General features: G+C 63.6%; 28 protein-coding genes and 1 tRNA gene. 23 read left to right on the top strand and 6 right to left on the bottom strand.

Annotated features, from left to right (window positions below; genetic code table 11):
- The first annotated feature begins 10 nt into the window (after positions 1-10).
- On the top strand, positions 11-712 hold the full coding sequence (locus AC1DSJ_RS04245; protein ID WP_054427796.1) for a response regulator: 702 nt from the start codon (positions 11-13) through the stop codon (positions 710-712).
- A 13-nt stretch (positions 713-725) separates the two neighbouring features.
- On the opposite strand, the gene AC1DSJ_RS04250 is transcribed toward AC1DSJ_RS04245, so the two are convergent.
- Together AC1DSJ_RS04250 and AC1DSJ_RS04255 are read right to left on the bottom strand one after the other, a co-directional pair.
- Positions 726-2,321, bottom strand: coding sequence for a gamma-glutamyltransferase family protein (locus tag AC1DSJ_RS04250; RefSeq protein WP_441371810.1), 1,596 nt, complete (start codon positions 2,319-2,321; stop codon positions 726-728).
- 25 nt (positions 2,322-2,346) lie between these two features.
- Entirely contained in the window at positions 2,347-3,333 is a 987-nt protein-coding gene (locus AC1DSJ_RS04255) for a Bug family tripartite tricarboxylate transporter substrate binding protein (RefSeq protein WP_054427794.1), read from the bottom strand.
- A 163-nt stretch (positions 3,334-3,496) separates the two neighbouring features.
- Between AC1DSJ_RS04255 and AC1DSJ_RS04260 the strand changes: the two genes are divergently transcribed.
- Positions 3,497-4,153: a GntR family transcriptional regulator gene (locus AC1DSJ_RS04260; RefSeq protein WP_054427793.1), complete on the top strand. Its 657-nt coding sequence runs from the start codon at positions 3,497-3,499 to the stop codon at positions 4,151-4,153.
- Between the two features lie 54 nt (positions 4,154-4,207).
- Here AC1DSJ_RS04260 and AC1DSJ_RS04265 read toward each other — a convergent pair whose 3' ends face one another.
- Positions 4,208-5,110, bottom strand: coding sequence for a DMT family transporter (locus AC1DSJ_RS04265; RefSeq protein ID WP_441371829.1), 903 nt, complete (start codon positions 5,108-5,110; stop codon positions 4,208-4,210).
- 144 nt (positions 5,111-5,254) lie between these two features.
- Here AC1DSJ_RS04265 and AC1DSJ_RS04270 point away from each other — a divergent pair, with 144 nt between their 5' ends.
- Together AC1DSJ_RS04270 and AC1DSJ_RS04275 are read left to right on the top strand one after the other, a co-directional pair.
- Complete coding sequence (locus AC1DSJ_RS04270) at positions 5,255-5,584, top strand: hypothetical protein (protein ID WP_441371811.1); 330 nt, start codon at positions 5,255-5,257, stop codon at positions 5,582-5,584.
- Between the two features lie 160 nt (positions 5,585-5,744).
- On the top strand, positions 5,745-7,007 hold the full coding sequence (locus AC1DSJ_RS04275) for an MFS transporter (RefSeq protein WP_054427791.1): 1,263 nt from the start codon (positions 5,745-5,747) through the stop codon (positions 7,005-7,007).
- Between the two features lie 15 nt (positions 7,008-7,022).
- On the opposite strand, the gene AC1DSJ_RS04280 is transcribed toward AC1DSJ_RS04275, so the two are convergent.
- The gene (locus tag AC1DSJ_RS04280) at positions 7,023-7,895 is read right to left on the bottom strand and encodes an NAD(P)-dependent oxidoreductase (protein ID WP_175171208.1); all 873 of its coding nucleotides are present in this window, start codon (positions 7,893-7,895) and stop codon (positions 7,023-7,025) included.
- Between the two features lie 217 nt (positions 7,896-8,112).
- Here AC1DSJ_RS04280 and AC1DSJ_RS04285 point away from each other — a divergent pair, with 217 nt between their 5' ends.
- Positions 8,113-8,541: a PaaI family thioesterase gene (locus tag AC1DSJ_RS04285; RefSeq protein ID WP_441371812.1), complete on the top strand. Its 429-nt coding sequence runs from the start codon at positions 8,113-8,115 to the stop codon at positions 8,539-8,541.
- Positions 8,542-8,603: 62 nt separating this feature from the next.
- Here the strand turns inward: AC1DSJ_RS04285 and cls are convergent, their stop codons facing one another.
- Positions 8,604-10,061 (bottom strand): cardiolipin synthase, encoded by a 1,458-nt coding sequence (cls, locus tag AC1DSJ_RS04290; protein WP_175171210.1) that lies wholly within the window; start codon positions 10,059-10,061, stop codon positions 8,604-8,606.
- 207 nt (positions 10,062-10,268) lie between these two features.
- Between cls and AC1DSJ_RS04295 the strand changes: the two genes are divergently transcribed.
- Together AC1DSJ_RS04295 and AC1DSJ_RS04300 are read left to right on the top strand one after the other, a co-directional pair.
- Positions 10,269-10,344 (top strand) — tRNA-His (locus tag AC1DSJ_RS04295).
- A gap of 360 nt (positions 10,345-10,704) precedes the next feature.
- A complete protein-coding gene (locus tag AC1DSJ_RS04300; protein ID WP_441371813.1) occupies positions 10,705-11,334 on the top strand; it encodes a hypothetical protein in 630 nt (209 codons plus the stop codon).
- A gap of 113 nt (positions 11,335-11,447) precedes the next feature.
- Here the strand turns inward: AC1DSJ_RS04300 and AC1DSJ_RS04305 are convergent, their stop codons facing one another.
- Complete coding sequence (locus tag AC1DSJ_RS04305; RefSeq protein ID WP_441371814.1) at positions 11,448-12,521, bottom strand: S24 family peptidase; 1,074 nt, start codon at positions 12,519-12,521, stop codon at positions 11,448-11,450.
- Positions 12,522-12,592: 71 nt separating this feature from the next.
- On the opposite strand from AC1DSJ_RS04305, the gene AC1DSJ_RS04310 reads away from it, so the two are divergent.
- From AC1DSJ_RS04310 to AC1DSJ_RS04385, 16 genes are all read left to right on the top strand, one after another.
- A complete protein-coding gene (locus tag AC1DSJ_RS04310) occupies positions 12,593-12,832 on the top strand; it encodes a transcriptional regulator (protein ID WP_441371815.1) in 240 nt (79 codons plus the stop codon).
- Positions 12,784-13,662: a YdaU family protein gene (locus AC1DSJ_RS04315; protein WP_441371816.1), complete on the top strand. Its 879-nt coding sequence runs from the start codon at positions 12,784-12,786 to the stop codon at positions 13,660-13,662. Before AC1DSJ_RS04310 ends, AC1DSJ_RS04315 begins: the two co-directional genes overlap by 49 nt.
- A complete protein-coding gene (locus AC1DSJ_RS04320) occupies positions 13,649-14,380 on the top strand; it encodes a hypothetical protein (protein WP_441371817.1) in 732 nt (243 codons plus the stop codon). Before AC1DSJ_RS04315 ends, AC1DSJ_RS04320 begins: the two co-directional genes overlap by 14 nt.
- A gap of 77 nt (positions 14,381-14,457) precedes the next feature.
- Positions 14,458-14,838: a hypothetical protein gene (locus AC1DSJ_RS04325; RefSeq protein ID WP_441371818.1), complete on the top strand. Its 381-nt coding sequence runs from the start codon at positions 14,458-14,460 to the stop codon at positions 14,836-14,838.
- Positions 14,835-15,116 carry a hypothetical protein gene (locus tag AC1DSJ_RS04330; RefSeq protein ID WP_054426714.1) on the top strand — a complete coding sequence of 94 codons (282 nt, stop codon included), beginning with the start codon at positions 14,835-14,837 and terminating at the stop codon, positions 15,114-15,116. The genes AC1DSJ_RS04325 and AC1DSJ_RS04330 overlap by 4 nt, the downstream gene beginning before the upstream one ends.
- An 89-nt stretch (positions 15,117-15,205) precedes the next feature.
- Positions 15,206-15,730: a phage neck terminator protein gene (locus AC1DSJ_RS04335; protein WP_427945845.1), complete on the top strand. Its 525-nt coding sequence runs from the start codon at positions 15,206-15,208 to the stop codon at positions 15,728-15,730.
- A 62-nt stretch (positions 15,731-15,792) separates the two neighbouring features.
- Positions 15,793-17,151: a DUF3383 family protein gene (locus AC1DSJ_RS04340; RefSeq protein ID WP_441371819.1), complete on the top strand. Its 1,359-nt coding sequence runs from the start codon at positions 15,793-15,795 to the stop codon at positions 17,149-17,151.
- Between the two features lie 13 nt (positions 17,152-17,164).
- Positions 17,165-17,593: a phage structural protein gene (locus AC1DSJ_RS04345; RefSeq protein WP_054426717.1), complete on the top strand. Its 429-nt coding sequence runs from the start codon at positions 17,165-17,167 to the stop codon at positions 17,591-17,593.
- Positions 17,593-18,078 (top strand): phage tail assembly chaperone, encoded by a 486-nt coding sequence (locus tag AC1DSJ_RS04350; RefSeq protein WP_441371820.1) that lies wholly within the window; start codon positions 17,593-17,595, stop codon positions 18,076-18,078. Before AC1DSJ_RS04345 ends, AC1DSJ_RS04350 begins: the two co-directional genes overlap by 1 nt.
- Entirely contained in the window at positions 18,075-18,224 is a 150-nt protein-coding gene (locus tag AC1DSJ_RS04355) for a hypothetical protein (protein WP_181953216.1), read from the top strand. Before AC1DSJ_RS04350 ends, AC1DSJ_RS04355 begins: the two co-directional genes overlap by 4 nt.
- A gap of 2 nt (positions 18,225-18,226) precedes the next feature.
- Positions 18,227-20,554 (top strand): tape measure protein, encoded by a 2,328-nt coding sequence (locus AC1DSJ_RS04360; RefSeq protein WP_441371821.1) that lies wholly within the window; start codon positions 18,227-18,229, stop codon positions 20,552-20,554.
- Positions 20,555-20,562: 8 nt separating this feature from the next.
- Positions 20,563-21,186, top strand: coding sequence for a phage baseplate protein (locus AC1DSJ_RS04365; RefSeq protein ID WP_441371822.1), 624 nt, complete (start codon positions 20,563-20,565; stop codon positions 21,184-21,186).
- Positions 21,183-21,515: a phage baseplate plug family protein gene (locus AC1DSJ_RS04370; RefSeq protein WP_054426721.1), complete on the top strand. Its 333-nt coding sequence runs from the start codon at positions 21,183-21,185 to the stop codon at positions 21,513-21,515. Before AC1DSJ_RS04365 ends, AC1DSJ_RS04370 begins: the two co-directional genes overlap by 4 nt.
- Positions 21,502-22,461 carry a phage protein gene (locus AC1DSJ_RS04375; RefSeq protein ID WP_441371823.1) on the top strand — a complete coding sequence of 320 codons (960 nt, stop codon included), beginning with the start codon at positions 21,502-21,504 and terminating at the stop codon, positions 22,459-22,461. Before AC1DSJ_RS04370 ends, AC1DSJ_RS04375 begins: the two co-directional genes overlap by 14 nt.
- Positions 22,458-23,153, top strand: a complete 696-nt coding sequence (locus AC1DSJ_RS04380) for a Gp138 family membrane-puncturing spike protein (RefSeq protein WP_441371824.1) — start codon at positions 22,458-22,460, stop codon at positions 23,151-23,153. The genes AC1DSJ_RS04375 and AC1DSJ_RS04380 overlap by 4 nt, the downstream gene beginning before the upstream one ends.
- On the top strand, positions 23,153-23,521 hold the full coding sequence (locus tag AC1DSJ_RS04385; RefSeq protein ID WP_175172115.1) for a contractile injection system sheath initiator: 369 nt from the start codon (positions 23,153-23,155) through the stop codon (positions 23,519-23,521). Before AC1DSJ_RS04380 ends, AC1DSJ_RS04385 begins: the two co-directional genes overlap by 1 nt.

A 23,521-nucleotide genomic window follows, 5' to 3' on the forward strand; every position in this document is an offset into this window, starting at 1 on the left:
GAATGCAACAATGTCGTCCCGATATATTCGTGTCATCGTCGCAGACGACCATCCCGCCGTTGCGCTGGGCGTCAGTTATGAATTGGGTCTTGATCCCGCCATCGATGTCATCGGCTGCGCGGAAAATTCCACCGACCTGATTGCGCGGCTGGAAACTCAGCATTGCGACGTGGTGGTTTCCGATTACACCATGCCAGGCGGAAAGTACGGCGACGGCCTGGGCCTGATTGCGCTATTGCGCCGGCGCTATCCTGCCTTGCGCGTGGCGGTGTTGACCATGATCGACAACCCCACGCTGATCCGCGCCTTGCTGGCGTATGAAAATCTGTGCGTGCTCAGCAAGTCGGATTCGACGAGCCACATCATTAACGCGGTGCACGCCATGTACCAGGGCCGCACCTATTATTCGCCCACGATCAAGGACATGATCGTGAATCAGGCGTTTGCATTGGGGCGCGCGCGCCTGACCAAGCGCGAAGCCGAAATCGTGCGGTTGTTTTGCGCCGGCGCCACCGTGACCGAAATATCTCAGATGTCGCATCGCAGCGTGCAGACAGTCAGTTCGCAAAAGCGTAGCGCCATGCGCAAGCTGGGAATCGAACGCGACGCCGACTTGATCAAGTACGGCGCCGACGCGGCGCAAATCCAGGCAGGCGATGGCGGGCTGTCGATGATCCCGCGCATGGACGAGCGCGTCTGGAACCGCGTTTGACCGCCCGGATGGCTTAGAAGCCCACCGCCTGGCCGTCGCGGCGCGAGTCCGACGCCGCTACATACCCGCCCTGCGGCAAACGGCAAATCAATTGCGCCGAGCCAAATTCCAGGCTGTCGGCAGGCGCCACGGCCACGTTGTGGCCGCGTGCGCGCAGCGCTTCGACCACATCCGCCGGCAGGTGCGACTCCACATTCACGACCGGGCCCTTTTCCACTCGGAAGCGCGGCGCGTCGCTCATCGCCTGCGGGTTCTGGCCAAACGCGGCCAGCCGCGTGACCATTTGCAGATGGCCTTGCGCCTGCATGGACCCGCCCATCACACCGAACGACATCAGCGGTTCACCGCCACGCGTGACGAATGCGGGGATGATCGTGTGCATGGGTTTCTTGCGCGGCGCGACCTGGTTGGCGTGGCCGGGTGTGAGCACGAAGTTCAGGCCACGGTTGTGCAGGCTGATGCCAGTGTCAGGCACCACAACGCCGGAGCCAAAGCCGTGATAGTTCGATTGAATGAACGACACCATGGTGCCGTTGGCATCGGCCGCGGTCAGGTAGACGGTGCCGCCCGTGGTGGGCGTGCCCGCGGTGGGGATGCTGGCGCGGTCCATGGAAATCAGGCGCGCGCGCTCGGCCAGATAGGCGCGGTCGAGCAGGGCGCGGGCATCGGTGCGCATGTGGCGCGGATCGGCGACGTGATGGTGCAGGTCGGCGAACGCCAGCTTCATGGCTTCGATGCTGACGTGGTAGTAGTCGGCGCTGTCGCGGCCCATGCCTTCCAGGTCGAACTGTTCCAGCATGCCCAGCGCCATCAACGCGGAAATACCCTGGCCGTTTGGCGGGATTTCATGCAGCTCGACATCGCGGAACGATTGCGAGATGGCCGCGACCCATTCCGGGCGGTGCTCGGCCAGGTCCGTGGCACTGAGCGCGCCGCCCGTCTGGCCGGCGAAGTCGGTGATCTTGCGGGCGAGTTCGCCGCGGTAGAAGCTTTCGCCGCCGGTTTCGGCGATGTCGCGCAGCGTCTTGGCCTGCGCCGGAAAGCGCCACCATTCGCCAGCTTGCGGGGCGCGGCCCTGCGGCAGGAACGCGTCGGCAAAGCCGGGTTCGTGAGCCAGCTTGGGCGCTTGCGTGGCCCATTGGCGCGCAATGGTGGGCGATACCGCGAAGCCTTCTTCGGCGTAGGCGATGGCGGGTTCGAACAGCTTGGCGAAGGGCAGCTTGCCAAAGCGTTCCGACAAGGCCTTCCAGCCTGCCACTTGGCCCGGCACGGTGACGGTGCCCCAGCCGGTGCCGGGCATGGCGTCGCGGCCGTTGAAGAATTCGGGTGTCCACGCGGCCGGCGCGCAGCCGCTGGAGTTCAAGCCATGCAGGCGGCCGTCATGCCAGACAAGCGCGAACATGTCGCCGCCGATTCCGTTCATGACGGGCTCGACAACGGTCAGAGCAATCGCGGTGGCAATGGCGCTATCAACGGCATTGCCACCGGCCAGCAGCATGCGTAGCCCCGCCTGCGCCGCCAGCGGCTGGCTGGTCGCGACCGCGTTGGCGGCCAGGACCGGCATTTTTCGGGAAGCGTACGGAAAAGACCAATCGAAGGAGGAGGACATGGATGCTGGAAACTCGTGAATAGGATTACTGCGGCGTGATGCCGGCTTGATCGATCAACTGCTTGGTGCGCGGAATTTCGGCCTTGATGAAGGCGGCGAATTCTTCGCGGCTGCCGCCACGGGGCTCGGCGCCTGCTTCGGCGAGCTTACCGCGCAATGCCGGGTCGGCCAGCACCTTGTTCACGGCGCGGTTGAGCTTGTCGAGGATCGGGGCCGGCGTGCCTTCAGGCGCGACCAGACCGTACCAAGGGGCGATGTCGTAGCCGGCGTAGCCTTGTTCGGCGATGGTGGGGATGTCCGGCGCCAGCGCCGAGCGCTGCGAGTTGGACATGCCCAGCGCCAGCAACGAACCGCTCTTGACCTGCGGCAGGCCGGTCATGATGGTGTCGAAGTACATGGACACCTGGCCCGACAGCAACGCCGGAATGGCTTCGCCCGCGCCCTTGTACGGCACGTGCAGGATGTCGATGCCGGCAATGGACTTCAGCATTTCACCCGCCATGTGCGAGGTGGTGCCGGTGCCGAACGAGGCATAGGTCAGCTTGCCCGGATTGGCGCGCGCATAGGCGACCATTTCGGGCAGTGTCTTGAACGGCTGCTGCGGGTTGGCCAGCAGGATGTTGGGCGTGTAGGCCACCATCGACACCAGCGCGAAGGCGTCGGGGTCATAGGCCAGGCGTTTTTGCAGGAAGCGGTTCGTGACCACGGCGGCCGGGCCGCCCATCAACAGCGTGTAGCCGTCGGGCGCCGAACGCGCCACCGAGGCGCTGCCAATAGCGGCCGCCGCGCCCGGACGGGCTTCGACGACGAAAGGCTGGCCCAGTTCAGTCGCCAGCGCGGCGCCCAGCTGGCGCGAGATCAGATCGGTGGCGGAGCCGGCCTGGAAGGGCACGACGATACGCACGGGATGCTGCGGCCAATCGGTGGCCGGGGCGCCAGCTTGCGCGCCGGCCTGGGCCGCGAAAGCCACGGCGGCTAGACCCGCCAGCGTCCGGATAAGACGAAATTTCATGGGTTCCCCTGTTATGAGGGCGCATGACAACGCCCTTCGGAGGGAATTAGACGGGACCGCGCGCCCTCGAACCATTGGTATTTGCATCCATGGATAACTGTATCCAGTTTGTGTTATTTTTGCGTTTATCTATCATTGCGGCTTTCCAAGCCCGGGGACGACGATGCTGCAATTTCAAAAGACAGCGATCAGCGCCGAAGACGAGGCGTACCTGCATCTGCAACGCGAAATCCGGCTGGGCAACTATGCCCCGGGCCAGCGCCTGGTGCCGGATGTTGTCGCCACCGAGATCGGTACCAGCCGCATGCCCGTGCGCGCGGCGTTGCGCCGGTTGGCATCGGAAGGGCTGGTGGAAATTCGCGCTAACCGCAGTGCGGTCGTGCGCGGCTTGAATCAGCAGGAGATGCTGGAAGTGTTCGAGATGCGCTCGGTGCTGGAAGGGCTGGCCATGCGCAACGCCGTTCTGCACATGAACGCCGAGCACATCCGCCGCCTGTCGAACATGCTTGAGCAACTGGACCAGGGCTCGGGCGAGGATCTCGACTGGACCACCGCGCACCGCGAGTTTCACGAATACCTGTGCAGCTTCTGTCAGCAGCCGCGCTTGCTGGGCCAGCTCTCGGAACTGCATTCCGTGGTGGAACCCTATATGCGCTTGTGGGCCGCCCAACCGGGCCGCGTGCTGCGCGTGCGCGAATCGCACCAGGAACTGATCGACGCGTTAAAGACCCGCGACCCCGCGCGCTGCGAGGCCGCCATGCGCCAGCATGTGCTCAATACCGTGCCCGCCTTGCAAGCATTTCTGGAACAGGCGGGCTGATTTCGCCGACGTCGGCTTTGACGTGGGCCGACTTCGATTCAGGCCGACTTCAATTCAGGCCGAGCCGCCCACCGCTTGCTTACCCTTCGCCGCGACGGGTTTCTTTCTGCCGAACTTGATTTCGCTGGCCAGCACGCCGGCCACAATCAGCGCCGCGCCCGCCAGGGCCAGCGCCGGCAAACGGTCACCCGCCAAGCGCCCGACGATGCCGCCCCATACCGGTTCGCCCGCATAAATGACGGTGGCGCGTGTCGGAGACACCGACTTCTGCGCCCAGTTCATGGTCAGCTGGATGATGGCGCTGGCCAGGCCCAGCCCAATCGCGGCGCCCGCCCACAGCCAGGAAAACGCCGGGATCGATTCGCCCATCACCGGCATCAGCGCAAACGACACCAGCCCGGCAGTCAGCAACTGCACGAAGGTCACGCGGCGGCTGTCGACACGCTTGGCGAACAGACCGATCAAAATGATTTCCGCGGCAATGGCGACGGCGCCGGCCAGCGTGGCGACTTCACCGGGGCTGAAACTCAGCGAACCCGCCTCGGGGCCCGCCAACAGGATCAGTCCGGAGAAGGCCAGCGCCACGCCGATCCAGCTCATCAGCCCAGGCGGACGCTTCAGCACCGCCCATTGCAACAGCGGCACAATCGGCACATACAGCGCGGTGATGAAGGCGGACTGGCTGCTGGTGATGGTGCGCAGGCCTTCGGTCTGCAGAAAGTAGCCCAGGAACAGCGCGCAGCCGATGGCGATGCCTGCGCCGACTTCCAGACGGGTGATTCCCGTCATGTGTTTCCTGAACAGCAACAGCGCCATCAAACCCGCAATAGTGAAGCGCAGCCCCACGAAGAACAGCGGTCCGCTGTGCTGCATGGCGATATGAATGATGAGGAACGTGCTTCCCCACAGCATGGTGACCAGCACCAGGGCGATTTCCTGGCGGGAAAGGGCGAACATCGACGTCTTGGGGTTCACGATTGAATTCAGCAGCTGCGCAGTTGTGGATCTGGACCGTGGCGCCGGGCGAACAATAGGTGGCCGCACCGATCCTGATGGGTGGCACGAAATGGCCTACGGCATCGGCGGCATATTACGCCTGGAATGGTCGGGCGTCGCTCACACGGGTGGGGCACGGATGACTTCGCGATCTACAGCAGTGCCCAGCCGTATGCCTGCTTCAATGACGGCGAGACGCGCCTGCGCTTCGCGCGCAACGTGCTGTGCTTCGCGCGCAACGTGCTGCGCTTCGTGCGCAACGTGCTGCGCCGAAGGGGCCGGCGCGGCGGCGTGCGTGAGTGCCCGGCCCGGCGGCCTGCGAGATCCCTCGGCGCACGGGCCTGCGAGATCGCCTGGCGCGTCGGCTTGCGAGATTGCCCGGAGATCGGACAGTTTTTAATTTCTGGCGGGCGCAAGCTTTATAGCCAGGAGTAATATGACGCGTCCGGACGGCCGATGGCCGCTGGCAAGAACACGCCGATCCACGCCTCGCCCTTCCCACCCGTGTCGATAGCGGAGCCTCTCCGCGCCTTCCCTGCGGTGTCTGTAAGCCTTGGCGCGCAAGCGGCCATAAGAAGACATCGAGGAGAAGGACTTGGACAAGCAAGAGTCGGGCGGCTGGTATTTCGGCTGGAACATCGTCGGCGCCGCCGCGGTACTCACCCTGTTGACGGTTGGCCTGCGCATGGGCATCGGGCCGTTTTTCCTGCCCATGGCGGACGGGCTGGGATTTTCGCGCAGCCTGCTGTCGGGCATCGTCGCGGTGGGCATGCTGTGCTACGGCCTGGCCATGCCGCTGGCGGGGTACCTGGTCAGCACGCGCGGCACGCGCTTCGTGCTGTTGACCGGCACTGCCATCGTTGTGGCGTCTTCGCTATGGACAGTATTCGCGCGCGGCCCCATTGAATTCTTGCTGTCGTTCGGCGTGGCGCTATCAGTCGGCCTGGCCTTCACCAGCCCCGTTGCGCTGACCCCGGTGATCAGCCGCTGGTTCACGCGCCAGCGCGGCATGGCGCTGTTCTTTCTGTCCACGGGTTCGATGGCGGGCATCGCGCTGATGACGCCGACCTTGACGTTCGCCATCGCCGCAGTGGGCTGGAAGGAAACGCTGCTGGCCTTCTCGGTGCTGTTCGCCTTGCTGACGGTGCCCGTCGCGCTCTTCGTGATGCGCGACACCGCACCCGAGCACACCGACTTGCTGCCGCACCAGATCATCGAAGGCAAGTCTGCCGCCAAGCCCGCAGCAAAGGGACCCGCGCCCAACGTGCGCAATGCCTTGCGCACGCTGCCGTTCTGGCAGGTGGCGCTGGGTCTGTTCGCCTGTGGCTACAGCATGAACCTGCTGGGCACGCACGGCATGCCGATGCTGATGGACCACGGCTTTGACGCCACGACGAGCTCGCTGGGTATCGGTTTGATTGGCTTGGTCGCCATCTTCAGCACGCTGGTGCTGGGGCGCATGTCGGACCAGGTCGAACGGCGCAACATCCTGGCCGCCATCTATCTGGTGCGCGGCTTGGGATTCTTCGCGCTGGTCATGGTGGGTGCGCACTGGGAGCTCTACGCCGCGGCCACCATCGGCGGCATCGTGTGGGCGGGCAGCATCGCCTTGTCCTCGGCGATTCTGGCGGACGTTTACGGTATCCGGCTGGTCGGCGTGCTGTACGGGCTGACGTATCTGGGCCATCAGGTCGGCGGCATGATCAGTTCGTGGCTGGGCGGCTGGGCCTTCGACACGTTCCACACGCATTGGGTCGCCTTCGGATCGGCGGGCGTGTTGCTGTTGCTGGCTGCAGCGATTTCGCTGCGGCTGCCGGGCCGCGGATTGGTGCGGGCGCCGGCAGCCGTCAGTCGTTAACGCGTTGCGGGCGCCTTAGCGGTCTTTCAGCAACGACACCAGCTCAGGCACATAGCGGTCACCGCCGCCTTGCGTCACGGCCTGGTCGAACGTGTGCTGCACGGCCGCGCCGATTTCGCGCACGGCGCCGGCTTCGGCCGCCATGGTGTTGTAGTAGGACAGGTCCTTCTGCGCGTTCGACATGAAAAAGCGCAACGACGACGGGTCCTGTTCAAGCAGATAGGGCTTGATGCGTTCCAGCGCTACGCCGCCACCGCCGCCCTTGCTGAGCACATCGGCGAACACCGCCGGATCAATGTCGGAACGCAGGGCGCACGCCGCCGCTTCGGACAGCAGGGCGACAACACCCAGCGACACGTAGTTGTGCAGCAGCTTCATGCGGTGCCCGGCGCCCACGGGGCCGGCATGCGTGATGTTCTCGGCGAAGCAGGCCAGGATCGGCTTGCACTCTTCGAACAGGGCGGCGTCACCGCCCACCAGCAGATTCAACCGGCCTTCGGCGGCTTCCTTGGGCGTGCGCGTCATCGGCGCGTCCAGGAAGCGGCCGCCGGATTCCGTCACGGCCTGCGCCACCTTCACGGTCGACGACGGGATCGCGGTCGAGCAATCGATGATGACGGTGCCTGCGCGCAAGCCTTCCAGCACGCCGCCTTCGGACAGCAGCACGGCCTCGACTTGCGGGCTGCCCGTCACACACAGAATGATCACATCCGCTTGCGCGGCCAACGCGGCGCCTGTGGTCACGCTGGCTGCGCCCGCGGCCTTCAAGGCATCCAGGGGCTGATTGCCCGGGTGCTCCAGCACGGTCAGGCTATGACCATGCTTCACCAAATTGCTTGCAATGCCGTGGCCCATGAGGCCGATTCCAACCATGCCGACTTTCGCCATCTTCCACTGCTCCTGCCATGTGTAGGTGTTTGTTGTGCCGTAAATCTTACTCTCAGAAGTCGGACGATACGAAGGCCTCAGGGGGGCGGGCCCCCGCGCCGGGCAAATGACCGCTTCGTTCGCTGTGCGGTCACCTCTTGCAGCCGGGGATGCCCAATGGTTTGCGCTTTGGGGTACTTTCGATCATCCACTATCGGACTTTTCTAATTTCCAGGCCATGACAGATTCCATCCCCGAGGGCTTTGAACGCTGGACCCCCAGCAGCCCCTTCATGACGCACCTGGCGGACTTGGGCGCCTTTTACCGGCGCGATGCAGACGGCGTCATGGCGCTGCGCGTCGGCGAGCCGCATACGAACATGCACGGCATGGCGCATGGCGGCCTGCTCGCCACACTTGCCGACAGCGCGCTGGGCTACACCATCGCGCAACAGGCGCACGTGTCGATCGTAACGGTGCAGATGTCGGTGGAATACCTGAACGCCGTGCAGCCCGGCGACTGGCTCGAAGCGCATGTGCAGGTGGACAAGCAGGGCAAGAGGCTGATCTACGCGACTTGTCTGCTCAAGGCAGCTGGCCGGGTGATGTTGAAAGCCAACGCGGTGTTCGCCGTCCGCCACGCGGCCGTGCCGGCGTCCGACGGCTGAGCCGCTGGGCGGCTGTCATCGGCCGCTGCTGGCGAAGGGCAACTCAGCCATCGCTGGCCCCCTTACAGATAGGGCGTCGCCAGCCAGATGATCTTGTTGCGCAGCCGTTTGGCAAACGGCGTCTGCGTCAGCGTTTCCAGCGTCTCGCGCTTGGCGTGCGCGATGCGCCCGTCGATCTGGTCGCCAATCCAGCAGGCGACCGTTGGGTCGTAGATCTCGATGTCCAACTCGAAGTTCAGCCGCAAGCTGCGCGGGTCCAGGTTCGACGAACCGGCGTAGGCCCACGCGTCGTCCACCGTCATCAACTTGGAGTGATCAAACGCGCCCAACGCGCGCCACACGCGGCAGCCCGTGCGCACGACCTGGTCCAGCTGCGCCGACATGGCGTAGTCCACCAGCCGTAAGTTGTTCTTGTCCGGAATGACGATATCGACCACGATGCCGCGCCGCGCGGCGGTGGCCAGCGCCCCAATCAGCGTCTGGTCGGGCAGGAAGTAGGGCGACTGAATGCGGACATGGCGCTGTGCCACCGCCAGCGCGCCCAGCAGCATATTGTGCGAACTGCCCAGCGCACGGTCCGGCCCGGACGGCACGCAGCGCACCGGCACGTTGCCCGTAGGCGGCAAGGCGTGCGGATCAAACCAGGGCTTGGCGGGCAACGATTCGTGCGTGGTGAAGTTCCAGTCATGCGCAAACACCGACATCAGCTGCGTCACGATCGGCCCTTCCACCCGAAAGTGCGTGTCGCGGTTGGTGGCATCCCCCGACAACGCGCTGACAAAGGCCGCCCGCACGTTCATGCCGCCGGTGAAACCCACGCGCCCATCGATCACCAGCACCTTGCGGTGGCTACGCAGATTGGCATACGGCATGCGCAGCACGCCCAGCGGATTCGTCATGAAGCGCGCCACGGGCACACCGCCGCGCGCGAGCATACGCACGATGGGCGGGCGTGAATACTTGGAGCCAATGGCGTCAATCAACACCCGCACCTGTACGCCGCGCGCGTGCGCTTCGATCAGCGCCTCTGCCAGTTCACGGCCGATGGCATCGTTGTCGAAGATGTAGCTTTGCATCGCGATGGCATGACGCGCATCGCGAATGGCCTTCAGCATGGCCGGATAGGTTTCATCCCCCCCCGCCAGCGGCTGCACGGCATTGCCGCCCAGCAAACGGAACCGGCTGACCCGGTCGCCCAGCACCTTCAGCGACGCGAACTGCGGCCCCGAGATCGGCGCAACATCCACGGGCCGCGTTTCAACTTGCTCGGCATCCACCACCATGGCTTCATCGCGCAGCTGCGATACGCGTGTCTTGCGGATACGGTTGATCCCCGCCACAAAATAAAACAGCGCGCCAAACAGCGGCGAGAACAACGCGACCCCCACCCAGCCGATGGCGGCGCGCACATCCTGCTTGGTCATCGCGGCATGCACCGCCGCGCCCGACCCCGCCACGATGCTGATGGCGAACACGATATGAGGCCAGTAATCGATCAAAAATGCGTGTAGGCGATCCATAGCTATGGCAAAAAAGCCGGCCTCCAAAGGTGAGCCAAGCGGAAGGATAGCAAGCTGGCGAAGTCAGGCAAGCAAAATTAGGGGCAGGGCTTTTGACAGGTCAAAAAAATGTGCTATAGTTCGGCCTCTTCGTTGTTGAGCTTCTTTCTGAAGCGCGGCGGTGAAGAAGGAGGCGGTACGAAAGTACCGCTTGAAGCAGTACCAGAGGTGGCTGTAGCTCAGTTGGTAGAGTCCTGGATTGTGATTCCAGTTGTCGTGGGTTCGAGCCCCATCAGCCACCCCAAAGAATTTGTTAGAAGAAAGCCGCCTAGAGCGGCTTTTTTCTTTTGTGCGATCTGAATAATTCTAATAAATCGCACAGTTCTAATTTTTTAGAACGTTGGCTTGACCTTCACATTGCGTCTTCGCTTATACCCTCTACGGGTATAGGCCGATATAAGTTTGATGTCGTCGCTCGTTTCCCGGATGGGTCGGTCAGGGTCCGCAGTTATGCCGACCCGTCTGAGATTTCGTCGAGACTACCCAATCTGGGTCGCCGATTTTAGCGCTGGAGATGCCGCAAACTGCACTTCGAACTCTCGTGATCGGAATGAACTTTTAACCGCTTTGCGCTACCATCCCACGTCATTTCTGAGGAGATATCGTGAATAGGTTCGCTATCCAGTCTTTGGCAACGTTGGCGGCAGTTTGCATTTCGACATTGGCGCATGCGCATTCGGACGTCATTTCGGTGGACTCGACGTTCAGCCCAACTTCAAGAAAAGAATCCCGCGTATTCAATAAGCAGCTGACCACCGTCGAAGAAGGGACAATGAACGGCATCAAATACGAGTTCCACCTCTCGGATGCTAGCGGTACTAGCGCGGGTACTCAGGCCAATGACATTCAATCGTCATCTGAATATGCAAAGAACTGGCACTTGTCCTGCAAGAAAGATGTGATGACTGATCGCGTGACTTGCAAAGCGACAAAGGAAAGTCTGACGATTTTCTACACTAAAGAGCTCGGATTTGTCGTCGCCATCATGGAGCAACGCTACCCCGGAAGTAGCGTGTCGATCCGCGTTGAAAATGGGCAGGTGTTTTCGTCGAACGATGCCGTATTCCCTCCTCAGGTAAGCGCGAAAATACTGGCTCAGATCAAGGACGGTAGCAAGGTTGCTACGCGGTACGTTTCTTGGCCGGAGAAGGCCAACGTGGACCGAGTTTTGGATGTCTATGGGGCGAGCGTCGCCGCCGCATATATCAAGTGGGCGTTCGGGCAGATCAAATAGCGCGCCACCATGCCGACGCCCCATCTCAACCCGTCTTACGCTGAGTCACCGGCTGCGGCAATTCCCACTTATTCGGATGAACCTTGTGGGAGCGCGGGTTAAACCGTTCCAACCTACAACAACCGCTCATCCACCCCGTTTCTCAAATCATACGGCGACCACAGAATGCGGCCGACGATGCGCACTTCGCATCCATCTTCCTTCTCAAGCGGGAAGGGGGCGTAGGCGGGATTCAGTGACTTGGCCAACCACGAGCCTTCGCGTTCGCGCGCGATGCACTTCACGATCATCTTGCCGCCGTGGTTGATGGCGTAGACCGTGCGTGGGTCGATCTCGCGCGGGTCCGTCACGGGCTCTTCAAAGAACAGCATGGGGCCGCCGTTGCGGATGACGGGCTCCATGCTGTCACCTTGCGCGTAGACGATCTTCATGCGGCTGATGGGCAGCTTGAACGATTCCAGGAACGAGCGGCGCAGAAGGATCTCGCCGATCTCGGTCTCGTGATAGTTCTCGATCCCGAGGCGGCCAGCGGCCAGGCGCACATCCAGCTCGGGGATGGGCATGAATTCCTGGTCGTTGGCGGAGTAGCCGGCGTTGGCGACATGGCCGACGTTGGCGGCCGTGCTGATGCGCAAGGCTTGCATCCGGTCGGCGTGATGGGTCGTGAGGCCGTCGGGTTCCCACGGCGCGGCACCAACGGGCGCCATCGGGAATTCATCTGCGACGGCGTCAATGTTCATGACGGCGCCGCGTTTGGAGGATGGGGACGTGGACAGCGCGGCTGATCCCTTGGCCTTGACGCCCATCTGGCCCAGCGCCAATAGCAGCGCGCCTTCCAGGCGTTTGAGCTGGTCGTCGGCCAAGCCTTTGATGAGCGATGCGGGAATCGAAGGAAACGGCCACGCGGTGTCGGCGGAAGGCGCCGCCAGGGGCGCCGCGGATGACAGCGATGCCGCCTTTTTGGCCTCGGCGGCCAGGCGCGGGCTGATTGCCGCCAGCGTGCAGCCGAAACCTTCGGCATAGGCCATGGCGGCTTCGATCCCGATGGGACGGCGGCCTGTGATGTGCTGATAAATCATCGCCTGCCCGCCCTTCACATTGTGGTCGCGAGCGAATGCCGCGCGGTTCACGCCTTCAAAGCGTGCGCGCAGGGCGGCGGCTTCCTCTTCAATCGTCCACATTTTCATATAGCAATGCTATTCAAATAAAACTATAGCATGGCTTGCTTATAAGCTGTAGCATCGCTATAGTTTTAGTGATGAATCTACATGATTATTTCGACGGGGATGAAGCGCTGAGCGCTGCGGCGCTCGCCCGGCGCGTGGGCGTATCCCCCGCGCTGGTCTACCAGTGGCGCACGGGCCGCAGGCCCGTTCCGGTCAAGCATTGCGCCTTGATCGAGCAAGCCACGAACGGCGTGGTGACCCGGCGCGACCTGCGTCCCGCCGATTGCATTCGAATCTGGCCGGAGCTGGCCGAAGGGACAAAGGAGCAATGAACTACTACCCCCATCACATCGGCGATTTCAACAGCGCAACCCGGCATCTCACGCGCATCGAACGCAGCGTTTACCGCGATTTGATCGAACTCTATTACGACACCGAAGCCCCCTTGTCTCGCGACGTCGACAAGTTGTGCCGGCTGCTGATTGCGCGGTCCGATGAGGAGCAGGCCGCCGTCTTCCAGGTGCTGAACGAATTCTTCACGGACACGGAGCACGGCTGGCGCCACGCGCGCTGCGATGCCGAGATTGCCCGCTATCACGGCAACAAAGAAGCAAAGTCTGCGGCCGGCAAGGCAAGCGCCGCGAAGCGGGCGCGACAGGCGCAACGCTGCGATAAGGAACAGGGCCCGCGCGAAGGTATCCCGGACTCAAGTGTTCAACAGCCGTTGAACACCGCGCCAACTAACCAGGAACCAGAACCAGGAACCAGGAACCAGGACGAACCCTCAACGAAGCGTTGCAAGCGGGCTTCCGGATTCGATGCGTCGGCGATTGCCTTGCCCGCCTGGCTGGATCGTGAAGACTGGGTCAGCTGGGTCGCTGACCGCAAAGCGCGCAAGAAGCCGATCACGGAAGAGGGCGCTCGCCGGCAGCTGCAACAGCTTGCGGGCTACCAGGCCGAGGGCATCGCACCCCGCGCCGTCATCGCCCATAGCATCGCCAGCGGATATCAGGGCTTGTTCCCGCCTCGCAGCGTGCAGCGGGAAACACCATCCACACGGACGCGGCAACGGGCGGATTGGTCGTCGGAATTGCGCAGCGTGCTGGCCGAAGGCCGAGCGCGCAGCGAGATCGACATGGGGGTGATTGATGCAAGTCGCTGAAGCGTCAAAAGGGTTGTCAAAAGGGTTGCAAAACGGGCCGTCAAACGAACTGTCAAACGGGCTAGGCGCGCTGGTCGTCAATGAAATGCATCTGCTGTACGGCGCGAAGTTCGCGCAGCAGTGGGAAGGACTGACGCCGCGTGAGTTGAAGGACTCGTGGAATCAGAAGCTGGCGGGCTTGAGCGAATCTCATGTCAGGCGCGGGCTGACCGCGTGCCTGACTCGCGAGTGGCCGCCGACGCTGCCGGAATTCTTGAAGCTGTGCTGCCCGTGGCTGACGCCTGAGGTCGCCTATCACGAAGCCGTGCGCGGCGTGTCGGCGCGGCGCCGTGGCGAGATCGGCAACTGGTCGCATCCTGCCGTGTACTGGGCGGCGGTGGGCGTCTCTACCGTGGATTTGCTGAACAGCAATTACGGCGCGATCAAAGCGCGTTGGGAAAGGACGCTGGCCGAGGAATTAAGCAAAGGCACGTGGCCCGAGATCCCCGCGCCGCGCGTGGCGCTGCCGGCGCCAGGTCAGACGATGGCCACGCGCGCGCAAGCCGAAGCGGCGCTGAAAAAGATGGGGGCGGGAAAGCTGCTGCAGCCGCGCAGCCGCTCGCATCGCGAATGGATCGAGAAATGGGAAGCGCGCATCGCGCTGGGCGGGCATCCAACCAAGGCCATCGCCGAGATGTTGACGCATGCCAAGCACAGCGCCAATCCGGAGCGCACATGAACCACAGCGCCGTCATTGAACGCCGCACGCGAGATGGTCAAAACACAATAGGGACGAGGTCGGAAATGGAAGCAGGGATGCCACGTTGGGTGGAAGACGAAATTCGTAATTGGGCGCGGTCGCAGTGGGAAGGGGATTGGCCGGGGCCTCGCCGCATGGAGCAAGAGGCGCCGGACTTGTGCGAGTTCCCGCCGCAGCCCGGCCACGACGATGACGATGAGCCCGTGCGAATTCCGGTGAACCATGAACGGGCGCGCCGGGTTGACGCGTTGTATGAAGCGCTGCCGCTGGTTGAGCGGCGTGTGGTGCAAGCCGAATACACGCGGCGCGCCGACTACGGCGATCTACCCGCGCATCTGCGTCAGGACAAGGCCTGCCGCGTCATCGGTATCACGCTGCCTTACTACAAGGTGGCGTTGGGCAGTTTCAAGCAACAGGTCTGGAGGGCATTCAAATGAAGTACGCGCACGAAGTCATCGATTTGCTGGCGGCATATCCGGGGCGCGAGTTCAGAATGGCCGAGATCCTGCGGCACGTCAGCCGCGGCATTCCGTTGGCGCCCGCATCGCAAGAAGCCATGCGCCGTGGCGCGCGCCGCGTGCTGGACCACTTGCTGGATGCGGGGCATGTGCAGCGCTGTGGCGGCAACACCAAGTCTGCAACCTACGCGTGGTCGGAATTGGGACACGCACTTCATAAAAACCATGCCCATTTGGGACCGGATTTGAGACAATAGCTCCGGGCCATTGCGCCCACACGAAATGCAGCCCGCCCACCTAAACGGTTCGCGGGCTTTGTTTTTTTCAGACCTGAAACCGGACTTCCATGACGCCCGATAACGCAATTCTTACGTTGGTGACGGCCGCTGCGGGCGGTGTGCCCGTCGTCTCGTCCGACGACGCGCAATCCAGTCCGCAACCGCCCTACATCGCGATGGCGGTGCGTTGGGTACAGACAGGCCCCGCTGAAGCCGGGCCGGTTGACGACGATGGCAATCAACCTGTGCATGACCACCGCGATGCGACCGTCGAACTGCGCAGCGTGGGCGCCGCCGCCTACGCTGCGCTCGACAAGATGGGCCTAACCTTGCGCCATCCCGTTTATGAGGAGCAGGCGGAAGCGCTGGGCCTGGCGCTGTTTGAAGTCGGCCGCATCGAGCGCGTGCCGCGTGAAAGCGCGGGCGCCTCCAGCGAGCGGCTGGGTGTGCTTGCGCTGGGCATCCGCTACGCGCAGACCTATACCGATGTTGTCGGTGTCATCGAAACCGTGACCGGCACGATCACCACGACGGGCGGGCTCATGCCTGCCCTGGAAACCTCTTTTTCCGCGGAGACCGAGAAGGCGACGTAGCGCCCCAGGTCTTCTTAACGCAGTCCCGCCGCCCTTGGGCGGCTTTTTTTTTGGAGCCGCAAATGGCAAAAATCGACCGGATCGTCAATGTGGCGATCTCGCTGAACACCACGGCGATCAAGGAGCAGAACTTCTCTGACATCCTGATCCTTGGCGCGCATGCGCTGGCCGTCAACCGCGTCTTGGTGGTGACCGAGCCGGGTGAACTGCTGGATCTGGGCATGTCGCCGAATGATCCTCTGTACATCGCCGTGCGCGATGCCTTCAAACAGATCCCGACTGTCGCTCGCGTTTTCGTGGGCCGCCGTCAAGTGGATGCATCGCGCATTTCCGTGACGCGTGCCGCTGTGGCCGACTACGCCGTCTCGCTGTCGTGGCGTGATGCCGCTGGCGCCGTGCAAAAGGTGGACGTGAACGTGTCGGGTCTGGCCGAGAGCACCCCGCAGACGATCGCCACCGCGCTGGCTGCCGCCATCGCCGAAACCGATGCGCCGGTAACCGCTACCGCGACGGGCGCTGACGTTGCCGTGACCGCCAGCCAGGCCGGCCAGGCCGTCGCCATCGCCGTGAAGGGCAATGTGCAATCGGCCGCACCGGTCAGCACCGAAACCCCGTCGGCCGCCTTGAACGCCTGCCTGCGCGAGAACGGTGACTGGTACGGCGTGTCGTTGGCCAGCCGTGTCGAAGCTGACGTGTTGGATGCCGCCGAATGGGTGGAATCGAACGAGCGCCTGTTCGGCGTGTCCAGCGCACAGGCCGGCATCATCGATGCCGCCGTGTCCAGCGACATCGCGTCCCAGTGCCAGCAAAAGCAGTTCTTCCGCACGCACGTCTGGTATCACGGCCAAGCTGCCAGCGAAGCGCTGGATGCCGCCGTCGCCGCCAACCGCTTCACCTTCTATCCGGGCGGTGAAACGTGGGCGAACACGCGTCTGTCGGGCGTCACCTATGACAGCCTGACTGAAGGCCAGGCGCTGGCCGCGCACGCCAAGAACGCCAACACGTTCGAGCAGATGCGCAACTTCGCCGTGACGCAGAACGGCAAGGTCGCCGCCGGCGAATGGATCGACGTGATCCGCGGCCGCGACTGGCTGGCCGAGCAGGTGAAGATCAACGTCGCGTCGCAGCTGATCAACGCGAACGGCAAGGTGCCGTACACCGACGCCGGTATCCAGATCCTGGTCAACGGCATTCGCCAGGCGCTGCTGCTGGGCCAGAGCCGTGGCCTGGTTGCACCCGACGAGATCGACGACGCCGGCCGCAAGATTCCCGGCTTTGTCATCAACGTGCCGCGTGCAGCCAGCGTTTCCACCAACGACAAGGCCAACCGCATTCTGCGTGACCTGACGTTCAGCGCCCGCCTTGCCGGCGCCATCCATGTTGCCGAAATCAAGGGCAACCTCACCTACCAACAACTGTAATCGGGGCCTACTCATGTCCGTCAAAACTTACGCACCCAATCAGGTGAAGATCGTGATGGGCGCGCTGCCCATCTCTGGCCTGGCCGAAGACACCTTTGTCACCGTGACCGAAATCGGCGAAGGCATCGCCTCTGTCGTCGGCGTCGATGGCGAAGTTGCGCGTTCCATGTCGCGCGATTCGCGCCTGCGCATCACGCTGACGCTGATGCAGACCAGCGCCAGCAACGCCGCGTTGACCGCGCTGCATCAGGCCGACCGCGCTACGGATGGCAACGGCGCCGTGCCGATCTCGGTGACCGACTTGCGTGGCACGTCGCTGCACGCCTCCGACTCGGCGTGGATCGTCAAGATGCCCGACGCGGGCTACGGCGCCAAGGTCGGCAGCCGCGAATGGTCGATCGAGACCGGTCCTGCCATCAACGTCATCGGAGGCAACACCTGATGAGCGCCATCAAGGAAGTGACCATCGGTTCGACGGTCTTCCGGGTCTCGCGGTTTGATCCGTTTCGCCAGCTGAAGCTGTTGGGCGACCTGCAAAAGGAAGTGCTGCCGGCCGCGGGCTCGATGTTGACCGCCGTGTTCGGCGGTGACGGCGCGGTGCAGGAACGCGACGAAAAGGCGATGCTGAACGCCTTTCGCGAACTGTCGGTCAAGCTGGGCGGCGACAGCCTGGCCAGCTGGGCCGAACGGCTGATCGACGCGGAACTGGTCACCTTCGAGCTCGCGGGCCGCGAGCCCCAGAAGCTGACGCCGGCGCATCGCGGCCTGGCGTTTGGCGACTATGCCGAAATCCTGGAGCTCTTGTTCCACATCCTTGAGCACAACTTCGCCGGCCCTTTGGCGCGTTGGGCCGGCCGCTTTGGTCCGGCCCGCGCCAAGCTGGCGAGCCTGTCGGGCGGTTCGACGCAGGCTTCGAAAGAGAGTTGATCATCTGGCGGCCCATCCTGGCCCGCCATGTCAGCCTGGACGCCGTTAAACGCGGCGATGTCGACCTCCTGGACATCATGAAGCTCAATGCGCTGATGGATGCCCAGGCGGCGGCCCAGGCTGCGGCAGAAAACAAGGCGAGGTAACGATGACCGTTGTACGAGAACTGGTGACGCTGTTGCGCTACCAGGTGGATGATTCCGGGCTGAGAACGTATCAGCAGGCGTTCGAGACGATGTTTTCTTCGATGGTGCGAGCAAGCGCTCAGGCCAGCGCGGCCATCAGCCAAGCCTTGGCGGGTGCGCTGCCGTCGGTGATGAATGCGCAGCAGACGGTAGGCGCCATGGTTCAGTCGCAGCGGCAGGGGGTATCGGCCGCGCGGCAACACGCCACGGCGCTTGGCGGCCTGCGAGGCGTTGTTTCTCTGACGCTGGGCGGTTCGCCCTTGAAGCGCATCTTGAGCGACATCGACGCGTGGGCGCAGACGCAGATGCGTCTGCGGCAAGCGGCCGGATCGGACGCGCAGGCGTCCGACGCCGACCGCGACCTGGCGCGCTTGTCGCGCTCCAGCCGCACGCCGTATGCCGATACCGTCGATACGTATGCACGCACTCGGCAGGCCCTGGAAGATCAGGGACGCTCCAGCATCGACGCGTCCAGCATCACCGAAGCGGTGGCGTTGGGCATGAGCTTGTCGGGCGCACCGGCGCAAGACCGTAGCGGAGTCGTCGCATCGCTGCTGAAGATGATCGAGCAAGGCAAGCTGGGCATGGAGGAATACAACGCCTTGCCCCGGCGCATGCAGGATGCGCTGGCCGCGGGCTTGGGCGTCAACCGTGGCCAGTTGCGCGAGCAGGTGCAGGGCGGGCAAGTAACGGCTACCCGCGCCTTGCCCGCGCTGGAATCGCAGTTGCCCAAGATGCGGGCGGAAGCGGAAAGCGCGCCGGCGTCCATCACCGGGGCGATGACGGTGTTCAACGACGCCATGCAGCGCTATTTTGGCGAGACGCTGCCGATGGGCCGTGCGGCGCTATCGGCGGTGACGGCATCGATTCAATTCCTGGCCGACAACATCGACGCCGTCGTCAAGCTGCTGGCGTTGGCGGGGACCAGCTTGGGGCTTGTGGCGCTGAGCAACTGGCTCCGCCAAGCCACCGTGCAGTCTGGCGGCTTGCTGCGATCTCTGGTCGCCGCCACCCGCGTGGCCTTGGGGCTGGATGGCGCGATGGCGCTGCGTAGCGGGCCGGCAGGCGCGATGCAGATGCTGTCGGTGTGGACGCGGACGCTGGCGCCAATGCTGCGCATGGCCGCGGTGCTGATGACGATCTACTTGATCGGCGAAGACATCGCCAATTGGCTGAGCGGGGGCGACTCCGTGCTGGGCGGCTGGATCGGTGGCGTGGAGCAATGGCAGGATGAGCTGGATGCCGTGTCGGGTGTGCTCGGCGTTGTGAAGGATCTGCTGGTAGGCGCCGGGCAGACGCTGGGGCCGTGGATCGCTCAGTTTGGAACCATTGCCATTTTGGCCTATGGACTGTGGCAGATTCTGTCGCCCATCGGCAGCGTGATCCTCTCCATGGCGAAGATCGCCGTTCCCATGCTGTGGAACGCATTCCTGTACCTGGCCACGACCATCATCCCGCTGCTGTGGAACGGGCTGATGTGGGTGGCGACGACGGCGCTGCCGATGCTGTGGAACGGGTTGCTGTACATCGCGCGGTCCGTCATCCCGATGCTGTGGAACGCGTTTGCCATGACGCCCATTGGCCGGATCATTTCGGCCATTGGTGTGCTGGCGCTTGCGTTGTGGCAGATCTGGGAAAACTGGGATGAGATCCAGGCCTATATCTCGGCGTCTTGGGACGCGCTGATGGGAATCGCGCACGACTCCTTCCTGGGGCCGGTGATGGAATACATCTCGGCGATCTGGGCGTTCTGGAGCGAACTCGTCAGCGGCGTCGTCGCCGCGTTCACGGGCGATTGGGACGGCGCAATTGCCCATTGGCAGGGCGCCTTCAGCGGTTTGTGGACGTTCTTCTCAGGCATGGGCGGCCGCATGATCGCCACGGTCAAGGAGATTGGCGCCGCGATTCAAACGTGGGTGCTGGATAAGGTTCAGAAGGCGAAGGAGTGGTTTAAGAGCCTGGTGCCGGGCGGGTCGAAATCTGACAAGCAAGCCTCCGCGACGGATGCGGCAGGCGCCAAGCCAGACCTTGCGCCGGAATGGATGGCCGTGGCCAGTGGCGCTGTCGTTCCGGTCGTGCCGCCTGCGGTTGTGGTCGGCCCCGCGTCGAACCTCGGCCGCGCGCCGTTCTCGTACCAGAGCCACAACGACATCGTCGTCAACGTGACGGGGGGGGAACCTCAAGCCGTCAGGAGCGCTGTTGAGCGGGGCGTCGGCTTGGGCTTGCAACGCAACCTTTCCGACGTGGGCAGAACCTTCGACCTGCCGGCCCCCGTCGAGATGGTCGCCTAGGAGCAGCAATGAACTTTGTTTCCATGATCTTTGGATGGAATGGCGGCAGCAGCATTGGCGCGTTGCCACTGGATGCGTTGGTGGGCGAGAAGACGGCACTCAACAGCCGCGCCACCTCGTATGCGGTGGAAGACGGGCCGCCGGTTTCGGACCACGTGGTCCAGGAATCGGAACTGCTGACGCTCGACGGATGGGTCACCGCCGCCGACATCACCTTGCTGGGCGGCTTGAATGCGCGGGGCGCGTTGGGTGGCATGGGGGGCTCTGGCGGGGCGTCAACGGACGTGGGCCGGTCAAAACTCATCGGCGCCAAGGACGCCTTGCGCAAGATCCACGCAGACGGCCTGCCCATCACCATCACGACCGGACTCGATGTCTATGAGAACTTCGTGATGGAAAGCTGCTCCATTGGGCGCAGCAATGGCGGCGGTGACCGCTTCGAGCTATCCGCCACGTTCAGGCGCATCCGCAAAGTGACCTTGCGCCAGGCGGACATTCCCCCCGAGAAAACCTCGGGCAGCGCCACGGGCAAGGCTGGCACGACAAAACAGAACGCCGGCAAGACCAGCGGCGTGCCGGCCACCCCGAAGCAGCAGGGCGGAATCTTTACGACAAGGCAAATCCCGACATGATCCAAATTCCGATTCCGGACGTGAACGACAGTCTTACCGAAGTCGATCTGGACGGCCTGACCTACTTCTTGCGGCTGTCCTGGAACAGCGAGGCGGAACTGTGGACGCTGTCCATCGAGAACGCCTACAACGAGCTCGTCGTGGCGGGCATCGCCGTGCTGCCGGGTACGCCGTTGCTGTCGGGCTACCGGCACTTGACGGTGCCGGCTGGCGAACTGGTGGCGCTGGCGCCCGACCGTCGCGACACCATCAGCCGCGCGGCGCTGGCCTCAGGTGAAGTCGCGTTGATCTACGTGGATGCGCAGGAGATGGCGGATGGCCAGATTTGATCGGGTTTACCGCTTGCTCGTGGGCAAGAGCGGCCAGAAGGCGCTTGAGATCGTGCCGCCCATTCGGCTGACGTTCGACATCGCCAAGACCGCAGGGGAATCCCCCAACGACGCCAAGATCACGCTCTACAACCTGGCGGCGGGTACGCGTGGCGCGCTGGAAGAACCGAACCTGCGCTGCGTGCTGTACGCGGGTTACGCCGAAGAAGGCGGCCCGCTGTTGATGGCCTCGGGCAGCGTGGTGTACGCCTACACCCGATTTGAACAGCCGGATGTGATTACGGAGCTGACGGTCAAGGACGGCTATATCGAAGTGCGCGACACGGCGGTGTCGATCGGCCTGGGGCCGGGTGCACAGGCCAGCGCCATCATCCGTGACATTGCCCGCCAGATGGGCTTGCCGCTCGTCATGGCGGACGACGTGCCTGACCGCCGCTGGGAGCAAGGGTTTGCTTTCTACGGCGCCGCCCGCACGGCGTTGCACAAGGTGACGCAGGGCACCGGGCTGGAGTGGTCGATTCAGAATCAGCAGCTACAGGTGGTGCAACGGCTGGGCACCACGCGGCGTCAGGCCGTCGTGCTGGCAGTGGACACGGGGCTGCTGGGCCAGCCCGAGCGCACGCGTGAGGCGGCCACCGAGAAGGCGGCATCGAAAGGGCCAGCGAAAGGGCCAGCGAAAGGGCCGGCGAAGGCCGCTGAACCGGCAACGGCCGCCAGCGCCAAGCCGGCAAGCGGCCAGCAACAGCGTGACGGTTGGAAGGTGAAGTCGCTATTGTTGCCGACCATCAGCCCCGGCGACCTGGTCAAGGTCGAGAGCCGCACGGTTGGTGCGTGGCAACGCGTCGAAACCGTGCACCACACCGGCGACAGCGAGGGTGGCGATTGGCAGACCGAATTGGGGCTGGTCGACCGCTATGCGCCACCGAAGAAAAAGGAAAAGACATGAGCCAAGCAGTGACTCTGGTGCGCCGCTTGATCGCGACGGAGCTGTCGGACGTCTATACGACGCTTCCTGGCGAAGTCGTGGCCTATGACGGTGTTTTCGTGACGGCCAGGCCGACGTTGGCCAAGCGGCTCGCCAACGGCGAAACCTTGCCGCCGCCGCAGATCGTGCGTGTGCCGGTGTGCTGGCCGGTAGGCGATGTGAATGGCGCACGTGCGCTGATCTCGGTGCCGCTGAAGGTGGGCGATGCGATCAAACTGTCGTTTTCAGCGCGGGCGCTGGAGAACTGGCTGGCGGGCGATAACGGCCCGCCCGACGATCCGCGCCAATTTGATTTGTCGGACGCCTTCGCCTCGCCGCTGCTGCGGCCCGGCACGATGGCGGCCGACACGCAGAACGTCTGCATCCAGTACGGTCCCGGCATGTTGAAACTGTCGCCCGCCGGCGACCTGACGTTTCAGGTCAAGACCTGGACGGTTCAGGCCGAACAGACAACGTTCAATACACCGGTGACGGTGAACGGCCCCTTGACCTACACGCAAGGCATGGCGGGCGAGGGCGGCGAAGGCGGCGCATCCATGCGTATCCGGGGCGGCGTGGCGTACGAGGGCGGCGCCATCATGCACAACGGCAAGAACATCGGCGACACCCATCGCCACGCCTATGCGGGCGGCATCACGGAGAACCCTGTCTGATGGCACTCGACCTTGCGCTATCCGCCGACCACGATCTGGACCTGGATCTGCTCGGCCGCACTTCATTTGTGGACGGCGCCGAACGCATCGCCCAGCAAATCAAAACCACCTTGCTGACTTTTCTGGGCGAGTGGTTCCTGGACACGACGTTTGGCGTGCCGTATTTCGATGACGTGCTGGTGAAGTCGCCGAATCGGGCCAGCATCGAAGCCATCTTCCGCGCGCGCATTCGCGCCGTGCCGGATGTGGCCCGCGTGCGCGGCCTTGAGCTGCAAATTGAACGCCAATTGCGCGTGCTGCGTGTCACCTATGACGTGGACACAGCAGCAGGACGGCTCGAACGAGTCGTTGAGTTGCGCACGTCTTAA

The sequence above is a fragment of the Achromobacter sp. 01N37 genome (assembly GCF_056399725.1).